The organism is Ciceribacter sp. RN22 (assembly GCF_024054295.1).
GTDB classification, from domain to species: domain Bacteria; phylum Pseudomonadota; class Alphaproteobacteria; order Rhizobiales; family Rhizobiaceae; genus Allorhizobium; species Allorhizobium lividum.
The window spans coordinates 747012-764172 of sequence record NZ_JAMXLD010000001.1; the positions used below are offsets into that span (position 1 = coordinate 747012).

The window sequence follows — 17161 nt, forward strand, 5'->3', positions numbered from 1 at the left end:
AACAGTAGAAATTTGGTTCATAAAAGGCAAGTTTTTAATGCCAAAATACGGAACTTTGTTCCTAAACGAGAACGAAATTTCTATTTTGTACCTGGTGGCGGCAACAAGACAGGATGGCCCGCAGGCCATCCGAAGCTTCACGCGGAGGGTTCGCCGACGATGACGATGTGCAGCGCCCGCGGCCCGTGGGCGCCGAGCAACAGCGTCTGCTCGATGTCGGCGGAGCGCGACGGACCGGTGACGAAGTTCACGGTACGCGGCATCGCGGCCTTGCCGTTCACGGCCCGCAGCCGCGACCAGACCGCTTCCATGTCGCCGGCGATGTCGCGGGCGTCGAGCGCGACGATGTGGTGCTCCGGCAGGAAGGTCAGGGTCACCGGATTGTCCGGGCCTGAAAGGAGCGCGAGCGTTCCCGTCTCGGCGATCGCGCCGAAGGCATGGCTGATGGCGGCAAGGTCGTGGCCGTCGGAGGCGCCGTGGCGGATTTCGAGTGTGCGTTCCTCGCCCCATGGTGCAACGGCGAGCCGTGGATCGTTTCCGATCCGCACGGAGGCCGGCAGGTTGCGGCCTTTCAGATAGTCCGCGACCGCGGCAGGCAGTGCCGAGAGAGCGGCGATGCGCGTGGTGCTGGCGTTGTACTTCTCCGCCATCGCGACGAAGAGGTCGAGGCGTGCCGCGCCCGGCAGCTGGCCACGGGCAGGAATGATGCCGCGCGGCGTTTCGGCGAGGCGTGAGGCGACCGCAGAGCGGCGCGCGGAATCGTCCGGCGAAGCCTTCAGCGAGGCGCGGACCTTCTTGAGAATTGCCGATTTGCCGTCCATGACGCTCACGCCTCCTGCCTGTTTGCCTGCCGTTCTGCCCATTGCTGCACGAAGGTCCGGCCTTCCGGTGCGGGTAGGTCGCGGTATTTCGTCCAGCCGGAGGCGAGCGGCATGGCGCCGATCCTCCGCTTGTCGCCGCCGAGCATCGCGAGCGTCCGGGCGCCGAGCGAGGCTGCCAGCCGGTAGAGAGCCGGCCGCCTGGCGAAGAAGGCCCAGAGGCCGAGGCCGTAGCGGCTCGTCGCCGGCGTGAGGTGCCGCTCGAATTCCCGCTCGCGCCAGTGCCGCATCATTTTCGGCAGCGGGATGCGCATTGGGCAGACGCTCTCGCAACGCCCGCAGAAGGTCGAGGCGTTCGGCAGGTGGCCGGACTGGTCGATGCCGAAGAGCGACGGCGTGAGCACGGCGCCCATCGGACCGGGATAGACCGATCCGTAGGCGTGGCCGCCGACCGCGTGATAGACCGGACAATGGTTCATGCAGGCGCCGCAGCGGATGCAGCGCAACATCTCCTCGAACTCGGTGCCGAGCATGGTCGAGCGGCCGTTGTCGAGCAGCACGACGTGGTATTCGTCCGGGCCGTCGGGGTCTTCCGGACGACGCGGGCCGGTGGAGAAGGTGGTGTAGACGGACATGTCCTGGCCGGTCGCCGAGCGGGCGAGCAGACGGAGGATCTGCGCGCAGTCCTCGAGCGTCGGCACGATCTTTTCCAGCGAGGCGACGACGACATGCACCTTGCCGAGTGTCTGGGTGAGGTCGCCGTTGCCCTCGTTGGTGACGATCACCGAGGTGCCGGTCTCGGCGATCAGGAAATTCGCACCGGTGATGCCGATATCTGCCTGGAAGTAGCGCTTGCGCAGCACCTCGCGCGCCTCGGAGAGCAGCGTTTCCGGCGCGGTCAGGTCGCGGTCTGCCGGCAAATGGGTGTGGACGCGGCGGAAATCGGCCTCGACCTGGTCCTTGTTGAGGTGCACGGCCGGCGCGATGATGTGGCTCGGATGCTCGCCGCGCAACTGGATGATGTACTCGCCGAGATCGGTCTCGACCGGCTCGACACCCTGGGTTTCGAGGAATTCGTTGAGGTTGATCTCCTCGGTAATCATCGACTTGCCCTTGGTGACCGTCTTCGCGTTCACCTTGCGGCAGATGTCGAGGATGATCCGGCGGGCGTCTTCCGCGCTCTCGGCCCAGTGGACGTGGCCGCCGGCCGCTTTCACCTTCGCCTCATAGGCTTCGAGATAGAGGTCGAGATGGGCGAGCGTGTGGTTCTTGATGTCGCGGGCGTTGTCGCGCAGGAGGTCGAACTCGGGAAGGGCGGCGGCAGCCGTTGCGCGCTTGGCGATGAAGCCGGTCTCGACGTTCTTCAGCGCCTTCTGCAGCTGCGGATCGTGAAGGGCGGCAACGCTGTTTTCCTTGAACTGGGGAGCGGTGAACTGCATCGGCCGACCCTCACTTGCCCGAGCCGGCGATCGGCGCCGTGTCCGTCATTCCGGCGAGAACCTCCGCCACGTGGCGGACCTCGACCTTCGAGCCCTCGCGCCGCAGCTTGCCGGCCATGTTCATGAGACAGCCCATGTCTCCGGCGAGCAGGACGTCGGCCCCGGCGGCCTCGATGTTCTCCGTCTTCTTGCCGACGATCTTGTTGGAGATGTCGGAATACTTGATGCAGAAGGTGCCGCCGAAGCCGCAGCAGACGTCGCTGTCGGCCATCTCCTTGAGCTCCAGCCCTTCGACGCCCGCAAGCAGCTTGCGCGGCTGCTTGCTGATGCCGAGTTCACGCAGGCCCGAACAGCTGTCGTGATAGGTGACGCTGCCCTCGAAGGTCGCATCGACCTTCGGCACGAACATCACGTCGGTCAGGAAGGAGACGAGTTCATGAACCTTCTCGGCGAAGGCGTGGCTGCGCGCCTCCCAGGCCGGGTCGCCTTTGAAAAGCTCGGGATAGTGCTTCTTCAGCATGGCGCCGCAGGAACCGGAGGGGGCGACCACGTAGTCGAAGCCCTCGAAGAGCTCGATCACCTGTTTGGCAAGCGCGCGCGTGTCCGCCTTGTCGCCGGAATTGTAGGCCGGCTGGCCGCAGCAGGTCTGCGCCATCGGAACATGCACCTCGCAGCCGGCATCCTCGATCAGCTTGGCGGCGGCAAATCCGACGCTCGGACGGAACAGATCGACGAGACAGGTGGCGAAGAGGCCGACGCGCGGCCGCACTTTCTGCGGTTCTGGGGTCATTTGGAAAGGTCCGTTCCTTCGGTTGTCGTCTGTTTCGATGCACGGCCGGAAGCCGGCTGTGCCGAGCGGCTCAAGAGCCGCAGGCGTGCGACACGGCCGCGCTCGTCGGCGCGGCTTGCATCCTCGACGGCCTGCATCACGAAATCGATATGGGCCTGGGCCGCCTGCTTGGCACGCTCGCCGTCACCCGCGACGATTGCCTCGTAGATCGCCACATGCTGCTGCAACAGCCGCTCGCCGGCGTCCTCCAGCGCGAACACCGCCTTCCTGTTGAAGAAGATGCCCTGCGAGAGCAGCCGGTAGCAGGCCCGCATCGTGTGCAGCAGGATGACGTTGTGTGCAGCCTCGCCGATGGCGTTGTGGAATTCGATGTCGGCAGCGAGTTCGCCTTCGGCCGAGCCGTTCTCGTGCGCGCGGCGCATGTCTGCGATGATGCGGGCGAGAAGCGCCTTGTCGGTCTCGGTCGCGCGTCGCGCCGCAAGCTCGGCGGTCAGGCCCTCGAGTTCGCGGCGGTATTCGAGATAGTCGCGCGCGGCGCGCTGATGGCGCGAGATGAGTTCGGTCACGGGTTTAGAGAACACCTGGCCGATGATGTCCGCAACGAAGGTGCCGCCACCGTGCTGGCTGACGAGCAGGCCGCGTGCCTCAAGCTCCTTCAGGGCTTCACGAAGAATGGGGCGCGAGACGTCGAAAGCCTGCGCCATGTCGCGCTCGCCGGGCAGGCGGTCGCCGTCGCGCAGCACACCGTCGAGGATCAGCTGCTCGATCTGCAGCACCACCTCGTCGGCCGTGCGGCTGTGGCTGATCTGGGTGAAAAGTCCCCGATCGCTCTCGGCATCCGTCTCGGTCACGCCATTCTCCTTCGGGCGCATGTGTAGCAAGCGCCCGAAGGATTGGTCAATTAATTTGTCCAGTTTGAAAGGACGAGCGTCGAGGGTTCGTCAGCCGAAGGTGAGGAAGAACTTCGAGTACGGCGCCTTCAGCCCGCCGATCGCCGCCTTGGTCGCCGCGGCATCGTTGTTCGTCGCCGCACCGCGCAGCTTGGCGACGCTCGTCTCGACGGCGCCGAGCAGGGCCTCGAAGTTGCCGCCGGCGTCCCTTGGCGGATGCGCCTTTATGTCGGAGAGGAGGTATTCCAGCACGGCGGCTTCCTCGCGCACCGCGATGGTGTCGGCGGCATCCATGCCGAGAACCTTTTCCATGCGTGCGTGGTAGGCGTTCATGCGGTCGGAAAAGCTGTAGATGTCGTTGCGCAGGTGCAGGTCGCCGATTTCGTCACGAATGCCCTCGAGCGTGGCGTGCGCCTTGGCGAGATCGCCGCCGGCGACCTGGGCCGAGGCGCTCTCGGCGATTGCCGTCACCTTTTTCATCGTGTCGGGAAATGCAGCATCGTCGACGTACTGGGGCGGCGCCGGCAACGCCGCAAGCGCCGACCATGCCTTGGTGAAGCGATCGAGCGCGGCGGCCGATTCGGAGCTGCCGCCCGTGTTGGTCGCGAAGAGGGCCGCCCGGTAGTCGCCGTAGGCTGTCCGCAGGCTGGTCTCGAAATCCCGGACCTCTCCGGCCATTGCAGGCACGGCGAGGACAAGGGCGACCAGAAGGGCGGGCATTGAACGTTTCATCGGGTATCCTCCTTCAGGGGCATTCGTCGTCGGTGTTTCGCCGCATCGGGGGCAGCGGCGCGCGTTGCCGATATTCTTGGCAGCACTCTCGAAAAACAGCAACAACAACGATGCGCATGTCGCCTAAGTGCGACGAATGTAAGGCCCTGTGGCAAACGACCCCCTGACGGCCGGACGCGACATTTGCTAGAAGGAGCGGATTGGTCGCAGAACCTCAAGCTGGGAGTTGGGATTGGATACCGGAAGACTTGCATTTCCCGCCGCACCGGAGCGGGCAATTGCCCTCGGCGAAATCCACGCCCGGCCCTTTCCTCTCGTCAAGTCGTCACGGGTGATCCTGCAACTCGCCTTCATGATGGACGGCGGCGCAGCCGTGCACCACAGCGTGCTTGCGGAACTGTCGCGGGCCGCAGGCGTGTCGCCGCCCGATCGTGCCTCACGGCATCATGCGATGGCCTGGGGTGCGGGCACGTTGCGCTGGGAACGGCACACCGAATTCTCCGCCTGGCTCTGGGAAGGACCGGCGCCGGAGAATTTCGGCGGCGACATCACCACTCATCCTTTCGGCAGCGCCTTTTCCGCGCCCGGCCCGCTGATATCCGGAATCCGGCTGGAAATCCGCCCCGAAGGCAAGGAGGCGACGCTGGCGATCGGCAGCTTCGATCCTGCGAGCCTGTGCTACAGCGAAGTGAAGAAGGGGCAGGCAACCGTCGTCACCGACTTCCGGCAGGATGGCGACGGATTGACACGCATCCTGGTCATCGACCGCGGGCTCAACGATGCGGGTCGCGGCGCACTGGTGCAGCGGCTTCTCGACATCGAGACCTACCGGACGCTCGCCATGCTGGGCCTGCCGCTCGCCCAGACCCTTTCGCCGGATATCCGCCGCATCGAGGATGGATTGACCGCCGTCACCCAGCGCATGAAAGGTCATGCGCGGGAGGAAGCTGACTCGATGCTCGGCGAGATCACGCGGCTCGCCGCAGAACTCGAGGCGAACGCCGCGCTCAGTCTCTACCGTTTCGGCGCGAGCAGAGCCTATGACGGCATCGTCCACGAGCGTATCAAGACACTCGACGAAAGCCCCGTGCCCGGCTTCGAGACGATCGGTTCTTTCCTCGAACGACGACTGGCGCCGGCCATGCGCACCTGCCAGTCGGTCGAGGAGCGGCAGGCCAACCTCTCGCGCAAGCTGTCACGTGCCACCGGCCTCGTCCGCAGCTGGATCGACGTGGAACTGGAGCGACAGAATTCCGATCTGCTCGCCACCATGAACCGCCGCGCCGAGATGCAGCTTCGCCTGCAGCAGACGGTCGAAGGCCTCTCCGTCGCAGCGATCTCCTACTATGTCGTCGGCCTGATCGGTTATCTGGTCAAGGCGGTGAGCCATGAGGTCATGCCCGTCGATCCGGGCATTATCACCGGGCTTTCCGTTCCCTTCGTCGTGCTCGGCGTCTGGCTGGTCGTGCGGCGGATCCGCAAGCACCATGTCGACGGTGAGGAATAGGTCGGCTCATCGCTCCCAATAGGGTATTGGCCCATAGAGTTCGGCGAGATAGTCGATGAACAGCCGCACCTTGGCCGGCAAAAACTGCCGACTCGGATAGACCGCCGAAAGCGAGACGTTGCGTGAACCCTCATAGGCCGGCAGCACCTGCACGAGCTCACCCGTCTTCAACTCCGGCCCGACGTCCCAGGTCGAGCGCAGCGCGATGCCGAGGCCGGAGATGACTGCCTCGCGGATCACCTCGCTCGAATTGGTGACGAGCATGCCGTCCGGCCGGATGTTCAGCGCGCCGTGCGGCCCTTCCAGCCGCCAGGCGTCGTAGTTGTGGGCCGGCAGGCAACGGTGCTGCTTCAGGTCATCGATCGTCAGTGGCATGCCGTGTTGGGCGATATAGTCGGGCGAGGCGCAGAGGATGCGCCGCACCGGTGCGAGCCGCCGGGCGACCAGCGAGGAGTCGCTGAGGTCGGCGATGCGGATGGCGAGGTCGAAGCCGCCGCCGACGATGTCGGTGAATTCGTCGGAGAGCACGAGGTGGATGGCAAGCTCCGGATGGGCGTCCATGAACGCCTTGAGGTGCGGCGCGATATGCAATCGCCCGAAGGAGGTCGGCGCGGAGATCTTGAGGGTGCCGCGCACCTCCGACGACCTGCCGGAGGCATAGGCCTCGGCGTCTTCGATACCGGCGAGCACGGCCACGATACGCTCGTAGAAGCCCTGGCCGGCTTCGGTGAGCGAGATCTGCCGGGTGGTTCGCTGAAGGAGCCGGGTGCCGAGCCTGTCCTCGAGCCGTTTGATCCGCTTTGACACCACCGCCGGCGACAGGCCGAGCGCCCGTGCCGCCGTCGACATGCTGCCGGTGGCGATCACCCGCGAGAAGACCTCGAGATCTCCCAGATTGGTCATGCGGCCTCCATTCTTTCCGGTTTTGTCATAAGTCCATAGCATTTGCATGCATTTGGTCAAAGTGGTAAAGAAAGAATACCAGTTGAAGCCGTGGGCAGGGCGGTGTATGCCGATCTTGCCTTGCGAGGGAAGGACCATGACGGAAGCCATCAAGTTTCTTGAGCCCGATGCCGCGATCCTTGCCCGGCGCAAGGAGATCATCGACGATCTCGCCGAGCTGCTTCCGCCGGAGCGGCTGGTGCATGAGCCGGTCGAGCTCGTCCCCTTCGAGACGGACGGTTTTCTCGCCTATCGTCGCCGGCCGCTGGCGGTCGTGCTGCCGGAAACAACCGCGCAGGTCGCGGCGGTGATGAAGTACTGCCATCGTTACGGTATTCCCGTCGTCCCGCGCGGGGCGGGAACGTCGCTCTCGGGCGGTGCCATCCCGCAGGAGGATGCGGTCGTGCTCGGCCTTTCGGCAATGTCGCGCATCCTCGACATCGATTACGCCAACCGTACCGCGACCGTTCAGGCCGGCGTCACCAATCTTTCGATTTCGGACGCGGTCGGCGCCGACGGCTTCTTCTACGCGCCCGATCCGAGCTCGCAGCTTGCCTGCACGATCGGCGGCAATATCGGCATGAATTCCGGCGGCGCCCACTGCCTGAAATACGGCGTCACCACCAACAACCTGCTCGGCGTGAAACTGGTGCTGGTGGACGGCACCATTGTCGAACTCGGCGGCAAGGCGCTGGATGCGGCGGGTTACGATCTTCTCGGCCTCGTCTGCGGTTCGGAAGGCCAGCTCGGGATCGTCACCGAAGCGACGGTGCGGCTGATCGCCAAGCCGGAAGGCGCGCGTCCGGTTCTCTTCGGCTTCGACAGCGCGGAAGCCGCCGGCTCCTGCGTCGCCGACGTCATCGGCGCCGGCATCGTCCCGGTCGCGATCGAATTCATGGACAAGCCGGCGATCGAGATCTGCGAGGCCTTCGCCCATGCCGGCTATCCGCTCGACGTCGAGGCCTTGCTGATCGTCGAGGTCGAGGGTTCCGAGGCCGAGATGGAGGCGATGCTCGCCTCGATCGTCGAGATTGCCCGCCGGCACGGTGTCAGAACGGTGCGCGAGAGCCAGTCGGCGCTGGAAGCGGCGCTGATCTGGAAGGGGCGCAAATCCGCCTTCGGTGCCACCGGCCGCATCGCCGACTATATCTGTATGGACGGCACGGTGCCGCTCGGGCAGCTCGCCTACGTGCTCAGGAATACGTCCGAAATCGTCGACCGTTACGGACTTCGGGTCGCCAACGTCTTCCACGCCGGTGACGGCAATATGCATCCGCTGATCCTCTACAACATCAACGATCCCGAGGATGCCGCCCGCGCCGAGGCGGCGGGCATGGAGATCCTGAAGCTCTGCGTCGACGCCGGCGGCTGCCTGACGGGCGAGCACGGCGTCGGGATCGAGAAGCGCGACCTGATGCGCCACCAGTATTCCGATATCGACCTCGCCCAGCAGATGGCGGTTCGCGCAGCCTTCGACCCGGCCTGGATCCTCAACCCTTCGAAGGTTTTTCCGCTGGAGGGACGGGCGTGATGGCAATTGCTGTTGTTCACCCCCCTCTGCCCTGCCGGGCATCTCCCCCACAAGGGGGGAGATCGTCAGCGGCGAACGCTCGCTCCTTGGCGACGCTGGCTCAAGCACGGAACAGGCCCTGTACTGGTGGCCAGAACGTGGCCACTTCACCTTGGGATCGGAAGTCAGCGCGGCGGATGCCACAGCCGATCTCCCCCCTTGTGGGGGAGATGGCCGGCAGGCCAGAGGGGGGTGTTTCATGCTGACTCCAGCGACCGAAACCGAAGCTGCCGAAATCATCCGCGACCATGCCGAGCGGGCGGTCCCGCTCGAGATCCGGGGCGGGGGCACGCGCGCCGGTTTCGGCAATGCTGTGCAGGCCGCTGCGACGCTCTCGTCCTCCGGGCTCTCCGGCATTCTCACCTACAATCCGGCGGAAATGGTGATGACGGCACGCGCCGGCACGTCCGTCGCCGAGATCGAGGCGGCCCTCGACGCGAACGGTCAGGCGATGGCCTTCGAACCGCCGGATCATCGGCCGGTCATGGGAACGGCAGGCGAGCCGACCATCGGCGGCATCTTCGCCGTCAATGCATCCGGGCCTCGCCGCATCACCGCGGGTGCTGCGCGCGACAGCCTGCTCGGCGTGCGCTTCGTCAACGGCCATGGCGAGATCGTCAAGGCCGGCGGGCGGGTGATGAAGAACGTGACCGGGCTTGACCTCGTCAAGCTGATGGCCGGCTCCCACGGTACGCTCGGCCTCCTGACCGAGGTCACCTTCAAGGTCCTGCCGCGGCCGAAGACGGCGGCGACCATCGTGCTCTCCGGCCTCGACGACGAGGCCGCCACGCACGCCATGGCGGCGGCGATGGCGCTGCCGGTTGAGGTCTCGGGCGCCGCCCATCTGCCGGAAAGCGTCAGGTCGCGTTTCCTTTCCGGTGGCCTGCCCGAAGGCCCGGCAACCGTCCTGCGCGTGGAAGGACTGGAGGCATCCGTCGCCGTCCGGGTGGAAAAGCTCGCGGCTGCCATGCAGCGCTTCGCGCCTGCCACCTGCCTCGGCCCGGAAGAGAGCGTGCTGCTGTGGCGCGAGATCCGCGACGTCAAACCCTATGCCGACGGCACGATGCGGCCCCTCTGGCGCGTCTCGGTCGCGCCCTCCCAGGGAGAGAAACTCGTCGCGGCGCTGCGGCTCGCGACCGGCGTCGACGCCTTCTACGACTGGCAGGGCGGCCTCGTCTGGATGCGGATGGAGGCGGACCCGGAAGCGGAGATCCTCAGGCGCTACGTCCGGGCGCTCGGCGGCGGCCACGCGACGCTCATGCGGGCCTCCGGCGCGGTGCGCGCATCCGTCGCGTCCTTCGAACCGCAGGAACCGGCGGTGGCCTTGCTTTCGCAACGGGTTAAGGCAAAATTCGACCCTGTGGGGATCTTGAATCCCGGCCGCATGACGACAGGAGAATCCGCATGACCGAGCCGACCTCGCAGATGCCGCAGACGCCGCCAACACCGCCGGCCCGCCGGACCGACAACTGGATGGACCCCGGCAAGCTGAATGTCCAGATCATCTATGTCCTTTACCTCGCGAGTTTCGTGATCGGCATCACCGCCGTCGTCGGGGTGGTTTTCGCCTATCTCAACCGCGGCAAGTCCGATCCGTGGCTCGAGAGCCACTACACCTGGGCGATCCGCACCTTCTGGATCGGCATCCTCTATGCCGCGATTTCCGTCGTGCTGACGCTCGCCCTCGTCGGCGTCATCCTGGCGATCGCCACCGCCGTCTGGGTGATCGTCCGCTGCGTGATCGGGCTGCAGCGGGTGAGCAACGATCAGCCGATCGAGCGGCCGGAGAGCTGGCTGATCTGAGACGGGATGTCGCCCGAACGAGCTATAGGACCTGAGGACACGGAATGGCGAGTCTCTTGCTCAACGCCGAATTCTGGAACGCGTTATCCAATTTTGCTTGGCCGGCGATGGCCGCGTTCCTTCTCATCAAATTTCATCCACTTTTCGCGTCGCTGCTTAAGCGAGAGAATATGCAGATAAAAGTCGGAAATCTGGAGCTCTCAGTGCAGGAGGCTGCCAAGCACAATGGTGCCGACATTGCAGATTTGCAGCAACGAATTGCCATTATAGAGGCGAATATAAGTAACGAAAAAGATATAATTGTTAATTCCGCTGAATATCAAAATTCGAAGAAATCAAAATCAATTTTGTGGGTTGATGATTTTCCTTCAAATAACGCCTTCATGATTGAAAAACTAAAGGAAAAGGGTATTGAAGTAGTGCTTTCAATCGGTACAAATGACGCTCTGGCGAAGATAGAATATAACGAATTTCGTGCAATTATTACGGATCTAGGTCGAATCGAGGATGGCGTGGACAATCCCAACGCGGGTTTCGACCTTTTGGCGCGTCTGAAGGCGTTGGGTAAAGAAATACCTGTTTTGGTTTTCGCGGGCCGTCGGGCTCTCCAGAATCGTGCCGCATTACTGGAGGCTGGAGCGGAAAACGCGACGAACTCGGGTGTTGACGTTCTGGCTTTCGTTGAGCGTCACTTGGGAGCTTTGTAGTGCAGACCAATTTCACCGCCGAGCAGCTGGCCGACCCGCATGTCGCGGAGGCCGAGAATATCCTGCGCAAGTGCGTGCATTGCGGCTTCTGCACGGCGACCTGTCCGACCTATGTGACGCTCGGCAACGAACTCGATAGCCCGCGCGGACGCGTCTACCTCATCAAGGACATGCTGGAGAACGGTCGCCCGGCGGACGAGCAGATCGTTCGCCACATCGATCGCTGTCTCTCCTGCCTAGCCTGCATGACGACCTGCCCCTCGGGCGTTGACTACATGCATCTCGTCGACCACGCCCGCATTCACATCGAAAAGACCTACCGGCGCCCTCTGACGAGCCGCCTGACCCGCGGCGTGCTCGCCATGGTGCTGCCCTATCCGGCGCGGTTCCGCTTCGCCCTGACGCTCGCCCGCATCGGCCGACCTTTCGCCGGTCTCCTGAAGCGGGTGCCCCAGCTCAAACCCTTCGGCGCGATGCTCGAGCTCGCCCCGCGCGCCCTGCCCGCGAAGGCGGTATCGCCGGCGCCGGGCGAACCTTCCGCCGGGGTGCCGAAGCGTGGTCGCGTCGCGATCCTGGCAGGCTGCGCCCAGCCGGTGCTCGATCCCGGCATCAACGAGGCGACGGTCCGGCTGCTGACGCGTCTCGGCGTGGAGGTGGCATCGCCGCAAGGCGAGGGCTGCTGCGGGGCCCTTGTCCATCACATGGGGCGCGAAGAACAGGCGTTCGATTTCGCCCGCCGCAATGTCGATGCCTGGACCCGCGAGATCGAAAGGGGCGGTCTCGATGCGATCATCATCACCGCCTCCGGCTGCGGCACGACAATCAAGGATTACGGCCACATGCTGCGGCTCGATCCGGCCTATGCGGAAAGGGCCGCGCGCGTCTCGGGGCTTGCAAAGGACGTGACGGAGTATCTCTCGACGCTCGAACTTCCCCGGCTCGAAGCGAAAGGGATCGTCGTCGCCTATCACTCCGCCTGCTCCCTGCAGCACGGCCAGAAGGTAACCATGGCGCCGAAGACATTGCTGGCGAATGCGGGCTTCACCGTCCGTGAACCGGCTGAAGGCCACCTCTGCTGCGGTTCGGCCGGCACCTACAACATCCTGCAGTCGGAGATTTCCGAGAAGCTCAAGGCGCGTAAGGTGAAGAACATTGCTGCGACGAAGCCGCAGGTGATCGCCGCCGGCAACATCGGCTGCATGACCCAGATCGGTTCCGGAACCGATCTGCCGGTGGTCCACACGGTCGAGCTCCTCGACTGGGCTTATGGTGGCGAGCGCCCAAGGAAATTAGCCAAATCCTAAGGATGTTTCGCTAAATTCTGCCCTCTGGCCGGGACAGTTTTCCGGTTCCGGAGGAGATTCGGCAATGTGCGCCAGAATAGCGATCGCTCTTATCGCGGCACTCACGGGCTCGTGCGAGGCACTCGCTGCCCAGCGCATCTACTGCGTCGCCGACGATGCAAACCTGAAGATGTCGCTCGAAAGCGGCTTCAGCACCGAAAAGCAGGGCGCTCTGGAGCATTTCCGTGGCGTGCTGACGCTGAAGGATTCGAAGGTCCCAGGCCTCGTCGAGACGATGCGTCTCACCTCGTCGATGCTGAAACAGCACTGGATGGACGGCAGCGAGCTGCGCCTGCAGGTCTACACTGAATCACAGAGCGGCCCTTTCGCCACTCTCGAACTGACCGTGGACACCGCGGTCACGCCCGACGACAAGTCCCGCTTCCAGGGCGGCTATACGGTCAAGGTACAGACGGGTACGGACGCCAGCGGCAACCTTCAGACGGCCCTTTCCCGCGACGGGCGGGTCGTCTGCGAACTGAAATAGCAGAGGCCGGCGGCTGCCTGTCGGATGCGCCGGCCTGACCGCCTACCAGCGGAAGGTGATGCCGGCGTTGACCGCGTTCGTCATGATGTTGGTCTTCAGCGTCGCGCCGCTGTCGATATCCGCATCGACCCACGAATAGTTGCCCTTGTATTCGACGAAGGCCTGCCAGCGGTCGGCGATGTCGTAGGCGACGCCGACCTGGGCCTGCACCGTCGCGCCGCCGAGCTGGAATTCGGAGGTGGTGCCGGAGGCGCGGGTCACTTCGACATGCGGGATGTTCACGCCGGCGCCGGCGCCGACGTAGGGCGTGAACCGGGTGCCCTCGATCGGGAAGCGATAGAGCGCGTTCAGCGTCACGAGGTTGAGGCCGTCGGTGAATTCGAAGTGGCTCCAGCCGGTATCGGCGAGCGTGCCGTCGTCGGCATAGACCTTGGCATGGCTGTAGTCGAGCGAGAGGCCGAGGTTCGGCTGGCCAATTTCCTCCATCCACCAGGTGCCGCGAATGCCGTAATAGGGCGGCATGGAGAAGGAGTTGCCTTCCCAACCGGCGGTGAAATCCGGTCCATCGGAGACTTCGACGTCGCTGTGCGGTGCCGACTGGACGCCGCCGTAGACGGAGATCGCCATCTCGGCACGAGCCGCGGAGGTGAAAAGCAGGAGTGCGGCGATGGCCGCGGAAGAGGACAGGCAGGCGATTTTCTTCGACATGAGGCAACCTGATTCTGCTGTTTGAGCTCGCCCGCATATTAGGAGGTGTCAAAGACCAAGTCTGTTTCTATTTTGCATCACTGCCGGCTGGAATGTTGTTTCCTATAAGGAACTTCGGGATGCCGGCGCCGCCGGCTCATCACGTTTGCGTGTCCGGGCCCCTGAAAAGGAAAAAGGCGCACGATTTCTCGCACGCCTTCCGAAAGCCTGATCGTGAAGCGACGCCTCAGCCGCCGAGAATCGTCCGCAGGAGGTCGATGCCGCGGTCCTCGAAGCTCACCTTGCCCTGTCTGTTGCCGGGGCCGACGACGATCACCTTGGTGCCGACCGAGGCGCGCTCGTAGAGGTGCTCGACGTCCTTGTTCATCATGCGGATGCAGCCCGACGACATGTTGAGCCCGATCGTCCAGGGCTGGTTCGTGCCGTGGATGCGGAAGATCGTGTCGTGGCCGCCCTTGAAGAGATACATGGCGCGGGCGCCGAGCGGATTGTCGATACCGCCTTCCTGCACGACCGGCAGCATGTGACCCTTGGCGGCTTCGCGGGCGCGCATCTGCGCCGGCGGGCGCCAGCTCGGCCACTCTTCCTTGCGACCGATCTTGACCACACCCGACCAGCCGAAGCCCTCGCGGCCGACGCCGACGCCGTAGCGGGTCGCGCGGTTGTTGCCCTCGACGTAGTAGAGGAACTTGTTGTTGGTATCGATGATGATGGTGCCGGGTTTCTCGTCGGTGACGAGCCGCACGACGCGGCGGCGGAACTTCTCGGCCGGCTGCTTCGGCTTCTGCGCCACGAGCGTGACGTCGCTTGCGACGGCCGCAGGCCTGGCGGCACCGCCGAAGGCGTCGGCCTCGACCGGCGCCAGCATGCCGGTCGCAGCGATGGCGGCTGCGGTAAGCACGGACAAGTATTTCGACATGGTGGACTTCCCCCGTAAATTATACCGGGGAAAAGCCATAGCCGACTCGCTTTGGAATTCAAGTCCAAAGCCGTCGGCCAAAGCAGAAATGGTACGGGATACTACGATAAACTTCGTCTGAGTGGCCAAAAATGGTCAGATGACGATGACGGTCGTGCCGACGTTCACGCGTTCGTAGAGATCGACGACGTCCTCGTTGCGCATGCGGATGCAGCCCGAGGAGACGGCGTTGCCGATCGTCCATGGCGCGTTGGTGCCGTGGATGCGGTACAGCGTCGAACCGAGATACATGGCCCGCGCGCCGAGCGGATTGGCGGGACCGCCTTCCATGTGGGCCGGAATGAAGTGACCCTTCGCCGCCTCGCGCGTGATCATTTCCTGCGGAGGGTTCCAGGCCGGCCACTCGGCCTTGCGGGTGACCTTGTGCTTGCCGGCCCATTCGAAGCCCGGCTTGCCGACGCCGACGCCGTAACGGCGTGCCTTGCCGTCGCCGAGCACGAGGTAAAGGAAGCGGTTGTTGGTGTCGATGACGATGGTGCCGGCGGGTTCGGCTGTCTGGTAGTCGACCATCTGCGGCAGGTAGATCGGGTTAAATTCCTTCGGCGCCGGATTGTTCGGCCGCACCGCGACCGGCTGCGGGGCGACTGCGGCCGGCTGGTCGAAGCTTCGCCGGATCTGCCGGCGCGGAGCAGGGGCGACCGGCTGAGGACGCGGCGCATAGACGACCGGACGGACGGCGCCGCCGAGCTGCATCACCCACGGCGCGGTGAGGTCGGGACTGACGACGACCGGCGGACGATTGCCGTAACGGTCGTTGGCCTCGGCCGCGGGCGCCAGGGGCAGGATGAGGCTCGTTGCCAGGAGAAGCGTTTTCTTGATCATCGGGCGGACTCGCTACAATTAACACCGAGAACTGAAGAAGGGCCGTCCTCCGGCCCCGGATTGCCGCACGGTGCCACTCGGCCGGCGCAGAATTGGTAAATCGCCGTTCATGAAAATGCGGTCTTCTCGATAAACCTTTCGTCAGGGTTAGCAGCCGGTTTTGAGAACTGGTGAACAAATGGTAAACATCGCCGCGTTGTGAGGGAGAATCACTGAGATGGACGGAACGGGACTGATTACCGGCGACGACGGGCTCGTGCGCTGCTTCTGGCACGGCAATCTGGAGGATTACCGCCGCTATCACGACGACGAATGGGGATATCCGGTCTCTGACGACCGCCGCCTTTTCGAGAAGATCTGCCTGGAAGGCTTCCAGTCAGGGCTCTCCTGGCTCACCATTCTGCGCAAGCGCGAGAATTTCCGCGCCGCGTTCGCGGGCTTCGATTTCGAGAGGGTGGCGCAATTCGGGGAAGAGGACATTGCACGATTGCTCGCCGATGCGGGCATCGTGCGTCATCGCGGCAAGATCGCCTCGACGATCAACAATGCCGCCCGCGCGATCGAACTCAAGGCGGAGTTCGGCTCGCTCGCCCGCTATTTCTGGGGCTTCGAACCGGGGGCTGACGAGCGGCCGTCGCGAGTGGATTACGCGACGCTGAGGGCGAACCCGACCTCGCCGACCTCGGTGCGGCTCTCGAAGGATCTGCGCAAGCGCGGCTGGACCTTCGTCGGCCCGACGACCGTCTATGCCTTCATGCAGGCCATGGGGCTGGTCAACGACCACATCGAAGGCTGCGTCTGCCGCGACAGGGTCGAAACGATGCGCGAGGCCTTCGCCCGCCCGCGTTGACGATCTACTCCAGGCTTGCGAGCAGGTCCGGCAACTCGCCGAGATGGGCGATCTCGCGGAAACGCGGCGCCTCGACCGGCTTTTCCACTTGCTCCAGCACCCAGGTGAGTTCATGCGGCACGAAGACGCCCCAGGCGCCGGCGGCGATCGCCGGCACCACGTCGGACTTCAGCGAATTGCCGACCATCATCGCCCGCTCCGCGCTGTCGCCGTTGCGGGAGAAGACGCGGCGGTAGGTGGTCGCAGTCTTGTCGGAGACGATCTCCACCGCGTCGAAGAGTTCGCCGAGACCGGACTGCGCAAGCTTGCGTTCCTGGTCGAAGAGATCGCCCTTGCTCACGAGCATCAGGTAATAGTCGCCCGCGAGCCTCTCCAGCGTGTCGCGGGCATGCGGCAGTGTCTCGACGGGATGGCTGAGCAACTCGCGTCCGACCTGGAGGATATCGTCGATCACCCGTGCAGGCACGCAGCGGTCGGTGATTTCGAGTGCCGTTTCGATCATCGAAAGCGTGAAGCCTTTGATGCCGAAACCGTAGTAGGCGAGATTGCGCTTTTCCGCCTCCAGCAGTCGCCCGGAGATGTGCTCGGGCTCGGCGAAATCGGCGAGCAGAGCGGTGAAATGCTCTTCCGTCAGCCTGTAGTATTGCTCGTTCTGCCAGAGCGTGTCGTCGGCATCAAAGCCGATCGTGGCAAGGGGGCGCAGGGTCATTGTCGGTAGTCCGCCGCATCGTGTCGATCGGCCCCGAAGTTTAGCCCTCGCCTGTGGCAAAGCAA

Annotated in this window: 18 protein-coding genes; 8 read left to right on the forward strand and 10 right to left on the reverse strand. The window is 64.3% G+C overall.

Annotation, left to right across the window (positions count from 1 at the left end):
• Nucleotides 1-137 precede the first annotated feature (137 nt).
• The 5 genes from NHF53_RS03660 to NHF53_RS03680 all read right to left on the reverse strand — a co-directional run bounded on the left by NHF53_RS03660 (nt 138) and on the right by NHF53_RS03680 (nt 4669).
• Nucleotides 138-821, reverse strand: a complete 684-nt coding sequence (locus tag NHF53_RS03660) for a lactate utilization protein (RefSeq protein ID WP_252833144.1) — start codon at nt 819-821, stop codon at nt 138-140.
• 5 nt (nt 822-826) lie between these two features.
• A complete protein-coding gene (locus NHF53_RS03665; RefSeq protein WP_252833145.1) occupies nt 827-2257 on the reverse strand; it encodes a LutB/LldF family L-lactate oxidation iron-sulfur protein in 1431 nt (476 codons plus the stop codon).
• 10 nt (nt 2258-2267) lie between these two features.
• A complete protein-coding gene (locus NHF53_RS03670; RefSeq protein ID WP_112689197.1) occupies nt 2268-3047 on the reverse strand; it encodes a (Fe-S)-binding protein in 780 nt (259 codons plus the stop codon).
• Nucleotides 3044-3898: a FadR/GntR family transcriptional regulator gene (locus NHF53_RS03675; protein WP_252833146.1), complete on the reverse strand. Its 855-nt coding sequence runs from the start codon at nt 3896-3898 to the stop codon at nt 3044-3046. Before NHF53_RS03675 ends, NHF53_RS03670 begins: the two co-directional genes overlap by 4 nt.
• A gap of 90 nt (nt 3899-3988) precedes the next feature.
• On the reverse strand, nt 3989-4669 hold the full coding sequence (locus NHF53_RS03680; protein ID WP_252833147.1) for a hypothetical protein: 681 nt from the start codon (nt 4667-4669) through the stop codon (nt 3989-3991).
• A gap of 232 nt (nt 4670-4901) precedes the next feature.
• Here NHF53_RS03680 and NHF53_RS03685 point away from each other — a divergent pair, with 232 nt between their 5' ends.
• Nucleotides 4902-6176, forward strand: a complete 1275-nt coding sequence (locus tag NHF53_RS03685) for a DUF3422 family protein (protein ID WP_252833148.1) — start codon at nt 4902-4904, stop codon at nt 6174-6176.
• 6 nt (nt 6177-6182) lie between these two features.
• Here NHF53_RS03685 and NHF53_RS03690 read toward each other — a convergent pair whose 3' ends face one another.
• A complete protein-coding gene (locus NHF53_RS03690) occupies nt 6183-7079 on the reverse strand; it encodes a LysR family transcriptional regulator (RefSeq protein WP_252833149.1) in 897 nt (298 codons plus the stop codon).
• Between the two features lie 136 nt (nt 7080-7215).
• Between NHF53_RS03690 and NHF53_RS03695 the strand changes: the two genes are divergently transcribed.
• The 6 genes from NHF53_RS03695 (at nt 7216) to NHF53_RS03720 (ending at nt 13028) form a co-directional block, all read left to right on the forward strand.
• A complete protein-coding gene (locus tag NHF53_RS03695) occupies nt 7216-8649 on the forward strand; it encodes an FAD-linked oxidase C-terminal domain-containing protein (protein ID WP_252833150.1) in 1434 nt (477 codons plus the stop codon).
• Between the two features lie 238 nt (nt 8650-8887).
• Nucleotides 8888-10096, forward strand: coding sequence for a glycolate oxidase subunit GlcE (glcE, locus tag NHF53_RS03700; RefSeq protein ID WP_252833151.1), 1209 nt, complete (start codon nt 8888-8890; stop codon nt 10094-10096).
• The gene (locus NHF53_RS03705; protein ID WP_114362617.1) at nt 10093-10491 is read left to right on the forward strand and encodes a DUF4870 domain-containing protein; all 399 of its coding nucleotides are present in this window, start codon (nt 10093-10095) and stop codon (nt 10489-10491) included. Before glcE ends, NHF53_RS03705 begins: the two co-directional genes overlap by 4 nt.
• Before the next feature lie 44 nt (nt 10492-10535).
• Nucleotides 10536-11198 (forward strand): response regulator, encoded by a 663-nt coding sequence (locus NHF53_RS03710; RefSeq protein ID WP_252833152.1) that lies wholly within the window; start codon nt 10536-10538, stop codon nt 11196-11198.
• Entirely contained in the window at nt 11198-12502 is a 1305-nt protein-coding gene (gene glcF / locus NHF53_RS03715) for a glycolate oxidase subunit GlcF (RefSeq protein ID WP_252833153.1), read from the forward strand. The genes NHF53_RS03710 and glcF overlap by 1 nt, the downstream gene beginning before the upstream one ends.
• A gap of 64 nt (nt 12503-12566) precedes the next feature.
• Nucleotides 12567-13028 (forward strand): hypothetical protein, encoded by a 462-nt coding sequence (locus NHF53_RS03720; RefSeq protein ID WP_252833154.1) that lies wholly within the window; start codon nt 12567-12569, stop codon nt 13026-13028.
• A gap of 42 nt (nt 13029-13070) precedes the next feature.
• Here NHF53_RS03720 and NHF53_RS03725 read toward each other — a convergent pair whose 3' ends face one another.
• The 3 genes from NHF53_RS03725 to NHF53_RS03735 form a co-directional block, all read right to left on the reverse strand.
• Nucleotides 13071-13736, reverse strand: coding sequence for an outer membrane protein (locus NHF53_RS03725; protein ID WP_252833155.1), 666 nt, complete (start codon nt 13734-13736; stop codon nt 13071-13073).
• Nucleotides 13737-13962: 226 nt separating this feature from the next.
• Entirely contained in the window at nt 13963-14655 is a 693-nt protein-coding gene (locus NHF53_RS03730; protein WP_252833156.1) for a L,D-transpeptidase, read from the reverse strand.
• Between the two features lie 135 nt (nt 14656-14790).
• Nucleotides 14791-15537 carry a L,D-transpeptidase gene (locus tag NHF53_RS03735; protein WP_114362621.1) on the reverse strand — a complete coding sequence of 249 codons (747 nt, stop codon included), beginning with the start codon at nt 15535-15537 and terminating at the stop codon, nt 14791-14793.
• A gap of 217 nt (nt 15538-15754) precedes the next feature.
• Between NHF53_RS03735 and NHF53_RS03740 the strand changes: the two genes are divergently transcribed.
• Nucleotides 15755-16387: a DNA-3-methyladenine glycosylase I gene (locus NHF53_RS03740; RefSeq protein ID WP_252833157.1), complete on the forward strand. Its 633-nt coding sequence runs from the start codon at nt 15755-15757 to the stop codon at nt 16385-16387.
• A 4-nt stretch (nt 16388-16391) separates the two neighbouring features.
• On the opposite strand, the gene NHF53_RS03745 is transcribed toward NHF53_RS03740, so the two are convergent.
• On the reverse strand, nt 16392-17096 hold the full coding sequence (locus NHF53_RS03745; protein ID WP_252833158.1) for an HAD family hydrolase: 705 nt from the start codon (nt 17094-17096) through the stop codon (nt 16392-16394).
• Nucleotides 17097-17161 lie beyond the last annotated feature (65 nt).

Coding starts and splice junctions, on each gene's coding strand:
- NHF53_RS03665 (WP_252833145.1), bottom strand. CDS start 2,257: ATGCAGTTCACCGCTCCCCAGTTCAAGGAAAACAGCGTTGCCGCCCTT.
- NHF53_RS03735 (WP_114362621.1), bottom strand. CDS start 15,537: ATGATCAAGAAAACGCTTCTCCTGGCAACGAGCCTCATCCTGCCCCTG.
- NHF53_RS03690 (WP_252833149.1), bottom strand. CDS start 7,079: ATGACCAATCTGGGAGATCTCGAGGTCTTCTCGCGGGTGATCGCCACC.
- NHF53_RS03725 (WP_252833155.1), bottom strand. CDS start 13,736: ATGTCGAAGAAAATCGCCTGCCTGTCCTCTTCCGCGGCCATCGCCGCA.
- NHF53_RS03695 (WP_252833150.1), top strand. CDS start 7,216: ATGACGGAAGCCATCAAGTTTCTTGAGCCCGATGCCGCGATCCTTGCC.
- NHF53_RS03740 (WP_252833157.1), top strand. CDS start 15,755: ATGGACGGAACGGGACTGATTACCGGCGACGACGGGCTCGTGCGCTGC.
- glcE (WP_252833151.1), top strand. CDS start 8,888: ATGCTGACTCCAGCGACCGAAACCGAAGCTGCCGAAATCATCCGCGAC.
- NHF53_RS03660 (WP_252833144.1), bottom strand. CDS start 821: ATGGACGGCAAATCGGCAATTCTCAAGAAGGTCCGCGCCTCGCTGAAG.
- NHF53_RS03720 (WP_252833154.1), top strand. CDS start 12,567: ATGTGCGCCAGAATAGCGATCGCTCTTATCGCGGCACTCACGGGCTCG.
- NHF53_RS03730 (WP_252833156.1), bottom strand. CDS start 14,655: ATGTCGAAATACTTGTCCGTGCTTACCGCAGCCGCCATCGCTGCGACC.
- NHF53_RS03680 (WP_252833147.1), bottom strand. CDS start 4,669: ATGAAACGTTCAATGCCCGCCCTTCTGGTCGCCCTTGTCCTCGCCGTG.
- NHF53_RS03745 (WP_252833158.1), bottom strand. CDS start 17,096: ATGACCCTGCGCCCCCTTGCCACGATCGGCTTTGATGCCGACGACACG.
- NHF53_RS03670 (WP_112689197.1), bottom strand. CDS start 3,047: ATGACCCCAGAACCGCAGAAAGTGCGGCCGCGCGTCGGCCTCTTCGCC.
- NHF53_RS03710 (WP_252833152.1), top strand. CDS start 10,536: ATGGCGAGTCTCTTGCTCAACGCCGAATTCTGGAACGCGTTATCCAAT.
- NHF53_RS03705 (WP_114362617.1), top strand. CDS start 10,093: ATGACCGAGCCGACCTCGCAGATGCCGCAGACGCCGCCAACACCGCCG.